13 protein-coding genes and 3 pseudogenes are annotated in these 14,513 nt (G+C 66.9%); 5 read left to right on the top strand and 11 right to left on the bottom strand.

The genetic code is table 11. The annotated features are described in order from the left end of the window. Nucleotides 1-8 precede the first annotated feature (8 nt). Both IE277_RS43615 and IE277_RS43610 read right to left on the bottom strand, forming a co-directional pair. Nucleotides 9-1,736, bottom strand: a complete 1,728-nt coding sequence (locus IE277_RS43615; protein ID WP_189959261.1) for an Hsp70 family protein — start codon at nucleotides 1,734-1,736, stop codon at nucleotides 9-11. 1 nt (nucleotide 1,737) lies between these two features. Further along, nucleotides 1,738-3,030, bottom strand: a complete 1,293-nt coding sequence (locus tag IE277_RS43610) for a KAP family P-loop NTPase fold protein (RefSeq protein WP_189959260.1) — start codon at nucleotides 3,028-3,030, stop codon at nucleotides 1,738-1,740. A gap of 348 nt (nucleotides 3,031-3,378) precedes the next feature. Here IE277_RS43610 and IE277_RS48440 point away from each other — a divergent pair. The 4 genes and pseudogenes from IE277_RS48440 to IE277_RS43595 all read left to right on the top strand — a co-directional run. Further along, nucleotides 3,379-3,675: pseudogene (locus tag IE277_RS48440) on the top strand (DUF6233 domain-containing protein); the annotation flags it as partial. Nucleotides 3,676-3,680: 5 nt separating this feature from the next. Beyond that, nucleotides 3,681-3,959 (top strand): hypothetical protein, encoded by a 279-nt coding sequence (locus IE277_RS43605; RefSeq protein ID WP_189959259.1) that lies wholly within the window; start codon nucleotides 3,681-3,683, stop codon nucleotides 3,957-3,959. A gap of 822 nt (nucleotides 3,960-4,781) precedes the next feature. Next, entirely contained in the window at nucleotides 4,782-5,663 is an 882-nt protein-coding gene (locus IE277_RS43600) for an N-acetyltransferase (protein WP_229882476.1), read from the top strand. A 112-nt stretch (nucleotides 5,664-5,775) separates the two neighbouring features. Continuing rightward, nucleotides 5,776-6,624 (top strand): inositol monophosphatase family protein, encoded by an 849-nt coding sequence (locus IE277_RS43595; RefSeq protein ID WP_189959257.1) that lies wholly within the window; start codon nucleotides 5,776-5,778, stop codon nucleotides 6,622-6,624. 189 nt (nucleotides 6,625-6,813) lie between these two features. Here IE277_RS43595 and IE277_RS43590 read toward each other — a convergent pair whose 3' ends face one another. From IE277_RS43590 to IE277_RS43560, 8 genes and pseudogenes are all read right to left on the bottom strand, one after another. Beyond that, nucleotides 6,814-8,547, bottom strand: coding sequence for a site-specific integrase (locus IE277_RS43590; protein ID WP_189959256.1), 1,734 nt, complete (start codon nucleotides 8,545-8,547; stop codon nucleotides 6,814-6,816). Then, entirely contained in the window at nucleotides 8,544-8,864 is a 321-nt protein-coding gene (locus tag IE277_RS43585; RefSeq protein ID WP_189959255.1) for a helix-turn-helix domain-containing protein, read from the bottom strand. Before IE277_RS43585 ends, IE277_RS43590 begins: the two co-directional genes overlap by 4 nt. An 18-nt stretch (nucleotides 8,865-8,882) precedes the next feature. Next, complete coding sequence (locus IE277_RS43580; RefSeq protein ID WP_189959254.1) at nucleotides 8,883-9,944, bottom strand: tyrosine-type recombinase/integrase; 1,062 nt, start codon at nucleotides 9,942-9,944, stop codon at nucleotides 8,883-8,885. Nucleotides 9,945-10,026: 82 nt separating this feature from the next. Then, complete coding sequence (locus IE277_RS43575) at nucleotides 10,027-10,278, bottom strand: hypothetical protein (RefSeq protein WP_229882477.1); 252 nt, start codon at nucleotides 10,276-10,278, stop codon at nucleotides 10,027-10,029. A gap of 168 nt (nucleotides 10,279-10,446) precedes the next feature. Next, the gene (locus IE277_RS43570; RefSeq protein ID WP_229882475.1) at nucleotides 10,447-10,992 is read right to left on the bottom strand and encodes a zinc finger domain-containing protein; all 546 of its coding nucleotides are present in this window, start codon (nucleotides 10,990-10,992) and stop codon (nucleotides 10,447-10,449) included. Nucleotides 10,993-11,137: 145 nt separating this feature from the next. Further along, nucleotides 11,138-11,407: a GNAT family N-acetyltransferase gene (locus tag IE277_RS43565; RefSeq protein WP_189959251.1), complete on the bottom strand. Its 270-nt coding sequence runs from the start codon at nucleotides 11,405-11,407 to the stop codon at nucleotides 11,138-11,140. Nucleotides 11,408-12,116: 709 nt separating this feature from the next. Continuing rightward, a pseudogene (locus IE277_RS48435) lies at nucleotides 12,117-12,355 on the bottom strand (DUF8825 domain-containing protein). 270 nt (nucleotides 12,356-12,625) lie between these two features. Then, nucleotides 12,626-13,333 (bottom strand): NAD(P)-dependent oxidoreductase, encoded by a 708-nt coding sequence (locus tag IE277_RS43560; RefSeq protein ID WP_189959250.1) that lies wholly within the window; start codon nucleotides 13,331-13,333, stop codon nucleotides 12,626-12,628. Between the two features lie 98 nt (nucleotides 13,334-13,431). Here IE277_RS43560 and IE277_RS43555 point away from each other — a divergent pair, with 98 nt between their 5' ends. After that, complete coding sequence (locus IE277_RS43555; protein WP_229882474.1) at nucleotides 13,432-14,148, top strand: TetR/AcrR family transcriptional regulator; 717 nt, start codon at nucleotides 13,432-13,434, stop codon at nucleotides 14,146-14,148. A 93-nt stretch (nucleotides 14,149-14,241) separates the two neighbouring features. On the opposite strand, the pseudogene IE277_RS43550 reads toward IE277_RS43555, so the two are convergent. After that, a pseudogene (locus IE277_RS43550) lies at nucleotides 14,242-14,385 on the bottom strand (IS5/IS1182 family transposase); the annotation flags it as partial. Nucleotides 14,386-14,513: the final 128 nt, after the last annotated feature.

The raw sequence follows: 14,513 nt of genomic DNA, 5'->3' as shown, positions 1-14,513 counted from the left end.
TGCCTGGCTCAACGAGGCAGAACACTGCAGGTGACACGAACCGGATCACGGAACACTAGCTGAGCTTTCTGCAGTGTCGTACGTATGAGCTGGCGGGCACCAGCTTCGGTTGCTTTCGTGAGACCCAGCGCAGCAGCGACTATGACTCCCGCGCCCTTGAGTTGCGCGGGGCTGACAGCGTATGGGTGCTTCTTCAAATACTTCAGCCCGAACATTGTAGGCCATTTAAGGAGCTTAAATGAGCTCAGTACGATTTGTGCGGCACGAAGTGTGCGCCACATAGGACGGATACGCGCACTGATGGCGGTGCCGATAATGCCGGGTAGAAAAAGGTCCAGTGCGAACCGGTCGTCGCGGATGCTGTATGAGCGGCAGACGTCCAGTGCCATGGGGGTGAGCTCGGCACTGAGACGTACGCGCAGGCGAGCGAGCACTTGATCCATCCCTGTGAGTCGGTGGATGAGTGCGTCGATCTCCTGTTCGTCGTGTGCGCTGGCGTTCACGTCGTTGGCTCTCTCCAGCAGACCGGTCAGAAGGGTGTTCTTGGCCTCGTCAAACGCGTCGAGCAGCCCAATGCGGATCTTCTCCTCGAATGCAGGCCGGTCCTTGAGGGCCTGAATGTCGTGCCGGAACCGTGCCACGTTGACTCGGTGACGTCCGACACTGGCGAGCCCTCGGGCCACGGACAGGTAAGGGTCGGTGTCGTTCTCGAGAGCGGCTTCCGGGAACGAGTCGAGACACAGTTGGCGTACGACGGGCATGCGTGAACCGCCGCCGGTGATCACAACCAGCTCGGGCCTTACCTCGCCGAGCAGCCCGCGAACCTCCGTCAGGATGTCGGCGAAACGCTCGGCCCAGCCGCCGGGGCCTCGGACCACGCGTCGCGGGATGTCTACACTCCTGAGCCAGCTCAGGGCGGGGTTCACGAAGGGGGTGAACCGGGTGTCACAGCCGGCTTGGAGTTCCTGGAGGCGCACATCGGTACCCGTGAACTGGGCTTCCTTCGCCCGGCGGCACACGAGCCGCAGCATTTCCTCCGAGCCGTCCTGATCAAGAGCCTTGGTGAACTCCTTGTTTCCCGCGAATGCCTCCCGCACCTTCTTGGCAAGATCCTGGTCGATCAATGAGCAGCCCAGGTCGGAGCCCACTTGAAGGTTCTGTGGGATCAGGTCCTCCACGAACGTGCAGTCAGTCGTGGACGACCCGATGTCGACGACCAGTACCCGGTCGAATTTGTGTGCCTCACGCCGTCCGGCTCTCCGGTCCCTGACGTGTACGAGCGCGGACTGGGACTCCGGCACGAGCCGCACGGGCTGGTCCATGGACGAGAAGTGCTGGCGATACGTCGTCACCGATTCGGGGTCCCATCCCGTGGGGTGGCCGACGTACACCACGCAATCTCTGCCGACCTCGGGGTGCCGGGAGAAGAACTCGGTGAGGAGGATCTGGGCGAACCGCACGGATTCCGGCGCTGCCAGGCTTTCCGGGTCGGGGCGGGTCTTGAAGTTGACGCTGAAGTGCAGGACATCCTTCGCCAGCACAGCTGCTTCACCGATGACGTACTCGTATTTCCTCTGATCCAGGCGTTTGCGTCCCAGGGCCGTCACGATGGCGGCACCGTCGGTGCCCCTTGTGTAAACCCGTGCTCTCTTCCGTCCGTGAGTCGGCAGCCAGCACAAGGAGCTCTCTCCGTCCCCGATGTCTAGGCCGACCGCGTACTGGACATCGGGTTCCATGTCAGGCGCCACGGGCCGCACCCTCTTCAGAGACCGGTCCGCCGGTGACCGTCAGTACCTCAGTCAACAGCCTGATCACGGTGGGTGTCGGGGGGAGCGGGAAGTCGAAGCCTGTGCGTCGCGACGACACAGCTGCGATCAATCTCCGTACCCCAGGGTTGTTCTTGGCGAGTTCCCCGTCTCCCCCACCGAGCTCTTTTTTTTCGAACTCAGCGTCGTCGAACCGCACCCATACACCCGGATCGCTCTGGAGAGCGGCGAAGAAGTCTGGGTACTTGATCTGGAATGCGAGCAGGGTGCCCGCGTGTAGCAGCCGATCACGTTCTGGCGGGTCGTTGTGTAGATGCAGCGTCAGGGCCGCATGGTTGAGACCGTTGACGAAGCGGCGCACGCGTCGCGGGTTGGCCGAGAAGGCGACCTCGATGAGCTCCCAGAGCTCGCGCGAGCCTGTCAGCGCCGGGTCGGTGACCTTGTCGTGAAGGTGTTGGTGCAGGGCCTCGAAGGGGATCCCGGGTAGATGGAGTGGAAAGTGGATCAGCTTCTCCAGGTACTGGCGCCCGCGTGCCCCGTCCGTACGTTCGCCGTCGAAGCGTTTGGCGGCCGCTTCCGCGACGACCTGATAGTCCATGGCGAGGACGAATACACATGAACCCTCGCCCAGAAAGAGCTTCAGCGAATCGAGGACGGTGATCGCCGCGTCCTCGGTGCAGCGATCCAGGTCGTCGATGAACAGAACAAGCCGACCGCCTTCCGCGTATGTGTTGACGACCTCTCTGAAGTCCTCTTCAAAGCGATTGACGTGCAGATAGGTCTCCACGCCCGGTGCGGTAAGCGCTCCCTGAACGGCGTCGACGTCCCCAGGTGCCAGGAACCCCGCCGTGAGGGGGCCGGCTGCCCGGCGGGCGAGCAGCCAGGCGGCTGCGTGACTCAGGCGTTTGACGGTGTCCAGCGCCTGCGCGAGCCGCTCCTGCACAGTCGCCTCGCCTGACTTGCGTCGCTTGTCGAGATCGTGGGCGATTTCGGTGAGTACGGTCTGGATGAGAGCGTGCCAAATCTCGTCTTTCTGATTGTACTTCCAAGGATTGAACCAGACGGTCCGGATGTCGCATGCCCTCAGCAGGCCCTCGCAGACCTTCATGAAACTCGACTTACCCATCCCCCAGGGCCCGAAGATCCCAATGGTCAGCGGCAGGTCCTCGGCCCTCGCGATCGCGTCGCAGAGCACCTTGGCATGGGTGCTGAACCCGAAACGATCTCCGTCCGGCCCCGAAATCGGGTTGTCGGGCAGCAGCATGATTCCCCCTCCCCCAATCGCCGTAATCTACGGCCACTGTGACCGATCGTCATCAGTAGGTCACTTATGGTGCCTCAACTGGCCTGCGGAGGATGGCGATTTGCTTGTATAGCCGAAGACTCGGTGAGGAGGTTGCAGCACCACCGGACCGCGAGCAGCTGGGTCGCCCGTCACCACGGCGTCGCCCTCCCGACCGGGTATCTGACGCGGGCCACACGCAGCGATCTTTGAAGATCATCATTCCTTGACTGGCGCATCTGCCGTCACTGCGGCCGGTATCAGGTCAGCGGCCCGTACTGGAGCAGACATGAATAGCGCACCCCCGGAATACTGCTCCTCCACCAGTTGGACGGCAGCGTCGAGGCGGCCGAGTACAGGGTGTGGGTACGCGCCCCGGAACACGTACGGCCGGTCACCGGCGTCGACTACGACCAGGTCCCCACCGAACGGATGGAAAAGCCGTCCGCAGTACGCGAGATCCTGGGACCCCGCCGGCCCTCCGGCTGGGTCCTGCAGAAGTTGCGCGCCGGCCGCGGCCCGGCCGGAGCAATCCTACACACACCGGACTGCCAGGACGCACCGCAGGACGCGCCGCTGCTCGATCTTGAACGAGCCCTGAACGTCGCGGAGAACCCCGCGACACGACCCCGGTGCACCGCACCCCGAACCCGCTCGCTCAGCACTCTCAGCTTGCCGGCGCCGGTCTCAGCAGCGTCGGCAGCCTCGCCAGCGCCCTGGTCGGTGCTCCATGGCAGGCCGTCGTTCTGACGGTGTTGGCAGGGCTCGCCGTCGTCGCGCTGCAGTCCGTACTCCACACGGTGATGCCGCAGGAATCCGCAGACCGCCTCATTTGGTGGGTCGACCGCCGTATCCATCACACCCGCCGCCAGATGCAGTCCTTTGTCACCCGGCTGCGGCGCCCGGGATAGGAGAGGGTCCGTTCAAAACGCAGATGTTCCGTCCTCCAGCTGCGGGCTTCGTCACCGGCCGTTACCCAGGCATGGACCTGCTCACGACACCCCCCTGCCAGATGACGCCTGACGGAACCGATCAGGGGAAGTTCAGAGATGGGTTCTGAGCAGTAGCGGTGAGACCGGCGACAGGACCCCGGGGCGCAGGTCGGCCCGGGGTCCTTCGCCGTCCGGGGCCAGCGGCACCGCTCCCAGGCCCTACACGCACTGAGGTGCGATGCCCGTGGGTTCTGAGCTGTGGCATCGCACTGGTGTGCGTGTAGGCCCTGGGATCTTCGGCCGCTCCCCGGCGAACTGCGTTGCAGCGGGGGCGGGATCGGTGAACGAAATCGGCTTGCCGGTGGCGCGGGCATAGTCGATTTCCCTGCTCGTGGACTCGCCGATGTACCCACCAGCAAAAGCGCCTGAGTTCGCGATTACTGAGCGATCGAGGATGCGAACCCAGGCAGAGGTACTGATCGGGCAGGTGCTCATCGTCGTCCCCCCGTCTGGCAAATGGGGCAGATGTCCCAGCCATCTCGGGTGCGGTGCACCCCCGGGTATTTGTAAGCACCTCATTGAGTGGCGTGCATCGTGAAGTAGCAGGTCACCACGGGTCTGGTGTGCGTCGGCTCTGGGGTACTCATGCTGGTGACGGGCGGGTGACTTCGGTGGAGATCGTCGGTCAGCCCCGTTTCGGTCCTCCCTCATCGTTGCCCACTACCGCGGTGCCGCCTAAATCCGCTGGCCCCCATCGCCTCGTCCTGCGACAGTGCGGGAATGGAGTGGAGAGCCGTTTCCGTGGCGGACGTCGACGCCCTCGCCGAACTGCTCGGCCGGGGCGAGGAGGCGACGGTCGGTCGCCGCGAGTCCAGCCCCGCCGAGGCGCGCAGCATGCTGGCCGCCCCCGGCCTGGACCTGCCCTCCCGCACGTGGACCGCGTCGGGCCCCGACGGCGGCCTGCTCGGCTTCGCCGCCCTCCATCCCGCGCCTCAGCCTGGCGAGCTGCGTGCCCAGTTGGTCGTCGCCCCGTCCCCGGATGCACCTGCCGTCACCGCGACGCTCCTGGACCGCCTCGACGTCTGGGCCGCCCACGACCTGCCGACCCCTGACACGCCGGTGACGCTGTATCAGCTTCCTGGCTGCTTCCCCCACGACCAACTCCTCCGCCGCGGCTGGACCGTCGTGGACAGCAGCAGCCGCCTCACCGTCAACCTGGACGCCATCCGCCTCCCCGAGCACCCCGCGCCCGCGGTGCGTGCGGCCCGGAACGAGACCGACCTCCGCACCGTCCACTCCGTGCTGAACGAGGCCTTCACCGACGACCCGGAGCACCCCCACCCGGACTTCGACGCCTTCCACCACGCCCAGCGCCGACGCGAGGGCTACAACCCCGACTTGTGGCTCCTCGCCGAACTCGACAGCGCCCCTGCCGGCGCCCTCATCGCCCGCGACCCCGTCGACCGCGCCTGGATCGCCTGGTTCGGCGTCCACCCCGCCCACCGCCGCCACGGCCTCGGCGCCCAACTCCTCACCACCGCATTCAGCCTCCTCCGCGCCCGCGGCCACCGCACGGTCGGCGTCGACGTGGACACCCACAACACCGGCGCCATGCAGGCCTACACCTCCGCCGGCATGACCCTTCTCGGCGCGGCCGACCAGTGGCACAGGACCTACGTCTGAACCCGGCGCCCGCCCTGCGTGGGCTCCACGGCACGACTCAGAGGTGGCTCCACAACGTACGAAGTTGATCTGGCCCCACCCGGCGGTCAGTGAGCCGTGAAAGGCTCGACGGATGGATTACGCGTTCGATGCCCCTCCCGTCAACCGGGAGCTTCTGGACTTCGCTGTGCACCTGGCCGGTCGTGCCGGGCAGATGTCGGCGCAAGGCTTCTTCAGCGATGACTGGCACAGCCGTCTCAAGGAGGACGGCACGGAGGTCACCGAGATCGACGTGGCGGTTGAAGAGCTGATCCGGAAGGAGCTGAGCCGACGGGTGCCGGACGACGGGATCTTCGGAGAGGAGGGCGGTGCGACCAGCGGGTTATCAGGACGGCGATGGATCATCGACCCCATCAACGGCACGACGTACTTCACCCACCGAGTGCCGCTGTTCTCGAACGATCTCGCCTACGAGGACGAACACGGGCCCGCTATCGGCGTAATCAACATGCCCCTGAGCCAGCAGATGATCGTGGCGGGTCGTGGTCTGGGCTGCTGGGTGCTGCCGGGGCCGAACCCGGACCTGCAATCGGGCCGCCGCGCCCAGGTCACGGAGCGGACAAGTCTGGGCGGGGCAAGAACGCTGATGCACAACCCGGCCGGTTGGCCGGAGGAACTCCTTTGTGCTCTCCACCGCCGGGTCCTCCTGGCGCCCTCGACCGGCATGATCGTGGCCCTGGTGACGGGCCGAGCCGATGCCGGCGTCATTGCCGGTCCGCCGATGGGCTACGAGGACGTCGCTCCTATGCCGGTCATCGTCACGGAGGCGGGCGGCCGGGTGACCGACCTGGACGGCGCGTCCGTACTGGAAGGCGACATGTCGGTGCTAGTCACCAACGGCCGACTGCACGAGGAGTTCCTGCAACTGCTGACCGGCCTACCGCACAGCCGCGACTATCGGGCCCTCGACGAGGGCGAATAGCGCGCTGGGCAGCGCCGAAGTGGGGCCAAATCACCTTGCTACCAGGGCGTGAATCACACCACCGCACGCCCTCTCCTGCCTGTCAGTGGAGCCCAAAGAACTGCTTACAGACACCCCTGGGTTCCGAGGCGGTGCCGGATGAGATGCACGATCACGCGGCTCACGGTGTGCTCCCGGTGGGAATGTCGGTCACGATGTCTCCAAGTGGCTGGGGGACGCGTCGCCGCTGTCCGCCGGGTCGGGTTGGAAGAAGCGGATGTAGCGCAGACCGGTCTCCGGGGTGATGTTGAACATCACACACAGGTGTTGCGGGTCGGCGCCGGTGACGGCGGCCTCTTCGAGAATCCGGTCCTCACGGAGTCGCTGGGCGGTGACCGGGAGGCCGCGCAGCACGACCTGCATCCAGCCGACGGTGACCGCTGCGCGGGAGTACGCGGTCTGCGAGCTGATGAACAGGTGAGAGTTGCGGGGGTTCGGCCAGCGTTCGCGCCGCAGCTCGATGTAGTCGGCGGCGGCCTGTCGGGTGAAGGTCTCGAGGGGGTGGTCGATATCGCCGTGCGCGAGCCGACCGCGGACGAAGTCGATGGCGGACACGGGTAGTGCTCGGGCTTGGTGGGGGTAGAGCGCATGGATGCCGATGAGGGCGATCAGCAGCTTCAGGGCGGGGTCGGTGGCCGCAGCCTCGGCCATGGACTGAATCGCTTCTGGGCTCAGTGGCTTGGGCACCGTGCTCGGCCTGGTTCCGAGGCTCACGCCGCGGGCGGGATTGGTGAACAACAGCCGCTGGCTCTTGAGGGTCTTGAACATGCTGCGTAGCGCGACGGCCTCGTTGTGAGGTGCTGGGCACTGGGCGAGCCACTCGGTGAGATCGCCGCGGGTGACCTGGCGGAGGGTGCAGTAGCGCTCCGAGCAGGCGAGGAGGAAGGGGATCGCGGAGGTGAGCTGGTTGCGGACGGTGGCGGGTGAGCGGGGGCGGCGGCGTGGCCCGCCATGTCGCACGATGTTGATCCACACCAGGACTTCTTCACCGATCTCCGGGTGCACGCGGCTTAGCCGACGGTGGATCCACTGGTCGAGGGGATCGGGACGGTCGTCGTTGAGGAGTTCGAGGGCGGCGAGGACCTCGGTGACCCGGAGGACGGCGCGTCGGCTTTGCCGGCGTGGCAGCGTGGCGACGGTGCTGGCCTTGATCGTCTCGTGTGGGCCGTGGACGGCGGTGAGCAGGTACAGGCTCTGTTGCACGCGCTCGCGTAGACCTGGTGACCAGCCCTGGGCGTCGGCGTGGTTGTCGGCCTGCGCGGCGACGTAGTCGGTGAAGGCGGGGTCGAGCGGCGCCACGTCGGGCACAGTGACGCGGGACATGTCCCGCGCGGCCTCGAACAGCCGGTCTTGTCGCCATCGTGGAACCGTCCAGCAAAGGGCTCTGGGCTGGTGCCGAACAGTGGCGGGGGAGGTTCGTGATCGAGGGCGGCGTGCGGCGAGATGGACGCGGCGGATCTGGTCGGCGAGGAACAGCTGCTGCCCTGCGGTGGCCGCGGTGGTGAGGTCGGGACGTTGCCAGGTACGCGGTATGGCGCGGGCCTGGCAGTGGCACAGCCGGCACACGCCCTTCTTGAGCGGGACGGTGCGGCCGCAGGTTTGGCACCTGCCGGGCTGATGACCGCGGTTGCGGAAGGAGTTGCAGGCCGCGCACAGACCCTTACGACGCCAGATGCCCCAGGCGAAGCAATCACTGCAGCTGCCCGCGGACACAACGCGCGGGTGGCAGCGGCGGCAATAGCCGCCGGCGTAGTGGTTGTCGCTGCCGCACGTTTTACAGACGGGTGGAGGAAGGCTGGGATGCAGGCAGCTGAAGCAGCGTCGTCGACCGTACTCCGCGACCTTCTCGCCGCACTGCGTGCACGGCCGCGGCTGCAGGTTCACAGCGGCGGCTCCGTCCGGCCGGCCCGGCGCTCGATCGTGGGGCGCTCGCCAGCGACCGCCGCATGGCCCGGTACGGTCGCTGTTCGCTGGGCGCGGGCCTTCTCCGGCTCCGGGACCAAAAGGTCGTTGGGCTCACAGCCGAGCACCTCGCAGATGACGTCGAGGTCGTCCAGACGGATCGTGACCGGCTGCCCGGCCCACAGGTTGGACATCTTCCCAGCGCTGATCACCAGGCCCGCGTCGGCGAGCATCGACTGCAGCTGCGAGGACTTCCAGATGTCGCGCTGCGCGGCGGCCAGCCGCAGGTTCCACTTCATGACGGCTCCTGTCCTGGGCTATCCGGTGAACCGAGACGCGGCCCGCTGGCCGGCGGAAGTCCAGGCGTCCTCGATGTGGGTCTTGTTGACGTGCACGTAGATCATCGTGGTGTTGATCCAGCGATGACCGAGCAGCTCTTGGATAGCGACGACGTTCATGCCTTGTGCGTACAGATCGGACGCAGCGAAGTGCCGGAGCGCGTGCGGGGTAGCACGGCCGGACCAGCGAGGCAGATGGCGCTCCACTGCCTCCGCCATCGCGCCCCGGATCGCGCTGGTGCTCACGCGCTTGCAGCGGCCCCCGGGATCGCGGCGCTCGGAGGGGAACAGCGGTGCACCGGGCTCATCGAGGTGCCCGTCGAACTCCCACCGCGGGCCCTGGAGCCACCATTCGAGGAGTTCACGAGAACCGTTGATAAGCGGGACTAGACGCTCCTTCTTCTGACCGCGGCTGCCCTTGCCGCGCAGCAGCACCTTGCCGAAGGTGCCCAGGTCCCAGCGAATGTCGTGGACTTCGAGCAGGCACAGTTCCGAGACCCGCGGGCCGATGAGGCTGGCCAGGCGGCATGCGGTGTAGTTGCGGACACTCGGCGCGTACTTCCGAGCCGAATGTAGATCGTCGCGCCATCCGGCGAAGAGTCGATCGATGTCCGCGGCCGGCGGCGGGATCCGCACCCGCATGTTGGTCTTGCCTCGTGGGCGGTTGATCTCATCGACCGGGCACTGCACCAGCACGCCGGTCGCCGCGTGGATATCGGCCTGATGCCGCACCTCCAGGAACTCGAAGTACGTCGCCAGGGCCTGCGCCTTGCGGACCTTGGTCAGCGTGGCTAGCCGTCGCTGGTCCTCGCCGAAGAACCGGTCGAGGTCGGTGGGGATCAGCTCCCAGAGCGGGCGGCCGAACCAGCCGCGCACCTCCATCAGCGCATCCACGTCGCCGGAGATCGTCTCGTCGGCGATCCCGGCCGCCGCCCGGGCGAGCACGAACTCAGACAGCAGATCCTGCTCGAAGTCCGCTATGTCCTGCGGCGACTCCAACAGCGGTCGAGATCGGATTGGTGCAACGACAGCGAGCGACATCCCGCCCCCTCAACTTCGCCATAACCAGCGGAATCTCAGGCTGTCGGATAGAAGCTCATGAATTCTGAGACTTCCTCGCCGTTCACCCTTGAGGGTGACAGAGGACTGTCGGCGCACTCCGCAGGTCCGGGGGCACCGCCCGCGGGGAGCGGGGCGATGGGGAACTCAGGCGCACATTCACATTGACGACCAGAACCCGGTCTGCCAGGTCGATCTTGCGCAGGTGGAGGGCGTCCAGCGCCGTCTTCTGCTTGTCGGTGATCAAATCGTCTGCTTCGCCTGGCGCAACAACAATGACCCCGGCGAAGGTCAGATCACGATTCACCGCACGCATCTCGTCCACGAACCGGGTAGAGCCGCAGATGCAGACGATTTCAGGTCGGTCGGGCACAGCTCAGCCCTTCGCTCGAACGGGACACCACCAGCGTGCACGTTGGCACTGCATCGGCAGGAGGTTAGTGGGTGCCACTACATCAGTGAGGTCGTTGGGTAGTCCGGCCGGTTAGCCGTCGGCCCGTTCCTCCTCGATCGCATTCATCCTGCGGACCATGTCGATCTGCGCGCGGATCATCGTGTCGAACAGGACCTCCGGATCGCCGTCGGGTCCGGCGTTCGCAGCCAGCAGCGAGGCGACTTGGCTGGCGAGGACGGTGACCACGTCGGCCGTCCCCACCGGGCCGCGGACCTCGATCAGTTTGCGCACGGCGTCGTCGATGCGGTCCATGGCCTCCTCGCCCTGGAGGAACAACCCGAGCCGGTCGGCGAGGAACATGCGGACGACCGCCACACCGTCGGCCAGGGCGGTGTCCACGTTGAAGTCGGCGCGGGCCTTCTCCGACTCCTTGAGCACGGCCGGAATCGTGTACGTCCGCTGCTCCGGGATGAGGCCCTCCTTTCGCCACTTCGCGTACGGGATGGGGCCGACGGCGTCACGGCGTGCACGGTGTTCGTTGGTCGGGCGGCCGCCCGCGGTGCGGCAGGCCCGCCCTGCGGCTGCCTTGCAGGTCGGGCATTCGACACGGCGCATCCACGAGCGCACGAGATCCATCTCGGCATTGGAGCGGAGGTGACGTCGCCACTCGCCGCCCCACGGGATGCTCTGCGATCCGTTCTCCACGCCCATTGCCCCCTGGATCCGGTGGTGTGTGCCGTCGTCGGTGCCGTGATGATGACCGTACCTGCGGTGGCGCCCCTCAGCGGTCGATCGGGGGAATGCCGTTGCCGTCGCTCTCCAGCGCGTACAACTCGTAGGGGACGGTCCCGGTCTCGGAGTCCCGGTCGGCCGTGCCGATGCGGGTGAACCCGGCTTTGGCCAGGACGCGGCCGGAGGCGGGGTTGGCGAGGTGGTGCATGGCCTCCAGCCGGTTGAGGCTGGCGGTGGTGAAGGCGACGGTGACGACCTGGTGGGCGGCTTGGGTGGCGTAGCCGTTGCCCCAGCTGTCCTCGTGGAGGCGGGTGCTCATGGTTGCTCATCAGGCACTCGAAGAGGATGGCTTGAAAGGCCAGTTGTCCGCGGTCGGTGGGGTCCAGGGTGGGGCGGCCGCCCCTCGACTGGATTCGTCCCAGATACAGAAGGCGCGCGAGTTCCTTGCCGATCCGCTTGTCGGTCGTGTGCGGCATGAGGTTCCTGCTCCGGCTGCCCCCGGGCGGCAGCCGTGGGGGAAGGCCTGCACGGACACCGAGAAACGCGTATTGCGGGACCGGGCATCCCACCCTTGAGACTCCTGCGATTCCGCCCGGGCGGAATCGTTCGCCTCCAGGCCGTCCCTGGCCTGTCATGGTGACAGTAGCGAACCGCGCGCGGCAGACCACGCGACGCGCCGGGCGACACTCGACACCACGTCTTCCAGCGGCACGGCGAGTGGTTCGTCGTTGCGCGGTGGAAGAGATCCGGTGTGACGATGACAGCGGCGCGGCGGCCCCGGCCGACGCGCAACCAGCTGAGCGCGCCCCGAACCCCGGCCGCAGCCGCGGCCGCGCCGCCCATCCCGCCCTCCTCCTTCTTCTAACCAAGGGACATGGGCAGAGCAGCCGCAACGGGGATGTCAGCGGGCGGACCACGGCAAAACCGCGTGGTGAACTGCACGAACACGGGGATGCTCCTGCGGGCTGCGCAACAGTAGGCGCAACCCTTGCCGCAACCTCGTGCTCCTGGTCGACCGGGGCGATGGGTCACGCGGCTCGGACGGCTCCGTGGGCGCGGGCGAGGTGGCGCAGCTCGGAGCGTGCCGCCGGCACCGGGGGGACGGTATTCCAGTAGGGGTGCCACCACAGCCGTACGGGCAGGCGCAGCAGGCGGCGGCGCAGGGCGGCGGTGTCCGCGGGGGCGGGGTGCGGCGAGCGCGTCGTAGGTGGCGTTCCAGGCCGGCTTGCGTCTGCACCAGGTCGTCGGGGAAGTCGGTCACGTCCATACCGGCATTAGATCGCTTGTTCGAATTGCGTGTCACTTCTGCCGCGCCCGACGCTGGCGGTGGTTGTGACTGAGTGCCTCACTTGGTTCTGGCCGCGGTTGCGTGATGGCTACGGACAAATGCGGATCCGCCGCGTAGCTGGACTGGCAGCACCTATCTGGGCGTATGCCAGAGGCCGGTAGGCTCGACCAGCCGGGTTGACTCAGACGGACGTCGCCCTTCCCCGTGGGGAAGTTCATGACTTCCCCACGGGGATGTGGGCTGCGGTTCTCAGTAGCCGATGGTGAAGCGGCGCTGGACGAAGCGAGGCAGCTCCGCCTCATCGATCAAGGCGACGGCCGCGTCCTCCACCGAGATGCGACTGCGGCCGTCAGCGTCCAGGACCAGCTGGTCGCCGCCGATCCTGAAGCGACCGGTTCGCTCGCCGGGAGCGATCTCCTCTGCGGGGCTGAAGTAGGTCCACAGCCGGTTCGAGGTTCGCAGGACATTCAGGGCGTCGCGGTGACCACGTACCGCTGCGCCGTATTCGCGGGGCAGTCCAAGCTGGTTGAGGGCGGCGTGCAGCAACTCGTCGGAGTCTGCGCGCACCACGCCCGGTTCGATTTCGAGGCTTCCGGCCCCGCCGATCACGATGAGCCGGGTCTGCGGGCGGCTCTCCAGAGCCTTCAGCAGGGCCCGTGCCGCCGTGGCGTAGACGGTGGGGTCGGCGATCGAGCGCCGGACGGTGTCCGCGAAGTCCTTGGCCGCGTTGCCCGGCTGGAATCCGCTGATCAGGACGTCAAGTCCAGGCAGGACGCCGGCGATGCTCTTCGGATCCAGAACGTCGACGCTCGTCCAGGTGATGTTGTCCCGACGCTCCTCGCGCTGCGCCTGAGCGGCGTCCCGGCTGAACGCCTTGACGTGGTGGCCCCGTTCGAGGGCCTCGGCGACGACCCTGCTGCCGATGGTGCCCGTGGCTCCGATGACTCCGATGTGCATGGTTCTCCCCTGTGCATGCAGACGTGGGACGTCACCAGGGGTGACGCCGTGAAGAAACTATACGCTGTGAAGTAAATTGACACTGTAGAGTTCCTGTTGTGACAGTCACGGGAAGCAAGGGAAGACGCGAGCGGCTACGGGCCGAGACCACGGCCGAAATCAAGAAGGTGGCCCTAGCCTTGATGGCCTCGGGCGGCCCGGACGCCATTACACTGCGGGCCATCGCCCGCGAGATGGGCATGACCGCCAACGCGATCTATGGCTACTTCGCGACCCGGGACGACCTGGTCACCACGCTCATCAAAGACGTGTACACCGCCCTGGCCGACGCCGTGGACGCCGCCTGGGAGGCCGCCCCCGCCACGGATCCCGCCATCCGCATCACAGCATGGGCCACCGCCTTCCGGACCTGGGCCGTGGTGAACGCCCAGGGCTTCCGGCTCATCTACGGCGACCCTGTCCCCGGCTACCACGCCCCCGAAGGCGGCCCAGCCCCAGATGCCGCACGCCGGGTCTGTACCGGACTCACCGCCCTCGCGGCAGCCGCATGGCCGCACACCCAGCATCTCTACGAGCACAGCGCCTTCGGCTGGTCCGACTTCGACCCGGCGCTCCTCGACAAGGTGCGGCCCGCGTTCCCCGACTTGCCGCCCGCAGCCGTCGCCCTGGCCCTGCGTATCTGGGGTCACCTGCACGGCTTGGTGTCGCTGGAGGTCTACGGCCACATGCACACCCAGACCACCAGCCCGGAGAAGCTCTTCGAGGAGGAACTCGCCCAGCTCGTGCAAATGCTGGGCGTCCCGCGCCGGAGTTGAACGCCCGAAGCACCGTCAGGCTCCCGGAACTACAGAATTGGGCATGCCCAAAGCGTGAGGGTGGAGACGTTCGTAGAGCTCTTAGACGGTGTCCTATGTGGTGAGGCGGACGTATCGCTTGTAGCAGCAGAGTGCGGCTGCGAGTCCCAGAAAGCCCAGGTAGTTGCGGGGATTTCGTTCGTAGCGGAGGCTGAGTCGGCGGTAGCCGGACAGCCACGACATAGTGCGCTCGACGAGCTCGCGCAGGTGGCGGCCGACGGCGTCGCCCCGCCCGGCAGCGTGTACTTCCCGCAGCCCTGGGCCTCCGGCAAGCCCTTCGAGTGAAGGGGCCTTGACGAGCGGGGACTGCGTGAACCGCGCGTACT

This window comes from Streptomyces alanosinicus, from assembly GCF_014650595.1.
GTDB classification, from domain to species: Bacteria; Actinomycetota; Actinomycetes; order Streptomycetales; family Streptomycetaceae; genus Streptomyces; species Streptomyces alanosinicus.
The sequence above is the reverse complement of the archived record's forward strand: the minus strand, read 5'-3'. Positions and strand labels throughout refer to the sequence as shown.

Excerpts from the sequence above, each read along its gene's own strand:
- IE277_RS43615 (WP_189959261.1), bottom strand. The coding sequence starts at position 1,736 with ATGGAACCCGATGTCCAGTACGCGGTCGGCCTAGACATCGGGGACGGA.
- IE277_RS43610 (WP_189959260.1), bottom strand. The coding sequence starts at position 3,030 with ATGCTGCTGCCCGACAACCCGATTTCGGGGCCGGACGGAGATCGTTTC.
- IE277_RS43595 (WP_189959257.1), top strand. The coding sequence starts at position 5,776 with ATGGATTACGCGTTCGATGCCCCTCCCGTCAACCGGGAGCTTCTGGAC.
- IE277_RS43585 (WP_189959255.1), bottom strand. The coding sequence starts at position 8,864 with ATGAAGTGGAACCTGCGGCTGGCCGCCGCGCAGCGCGACATCTGGAAG.
- IE277_RS43580 (WP_189959254.1), bottom strand. The coding sequence starts at position 9,944 with ATGTCGCTCGCTGTCGTTGCACCAATCCGATCTCGACCGCTGTTGGAG.
- IE277_RS43575 (WP_229882477.1), bottom strand. The coding sequence starts at position 10,278 with ATGCGTGCGGTGAATCGTGATCTGACCTTCGCCGGGGTCATTGTTGTT.
- IE277_RS43570 (WP_229882475.1), bottom strand. The coding sequence starts at position 10,992 with ATGGATCTCGTGCGCTCGTGGATGCGCCGTGTCGAATGCCCGACCTGC.
- IE277_RS43565 (WP_189959251.1), bottom strand. The coding sequence starts at position 11,407 with ATGAGCACCCGCCTCCACGAGGACAGCTGGGGCAACGGCTACGCCACC.
- IE277_RS43560 (WP_189959250.1), bottom strand. The coding sequence starts at position 13,333 with ATGCACATCGGAGTCATCGGAGCCACGGGCACCATCGGCAGCAGGGTC.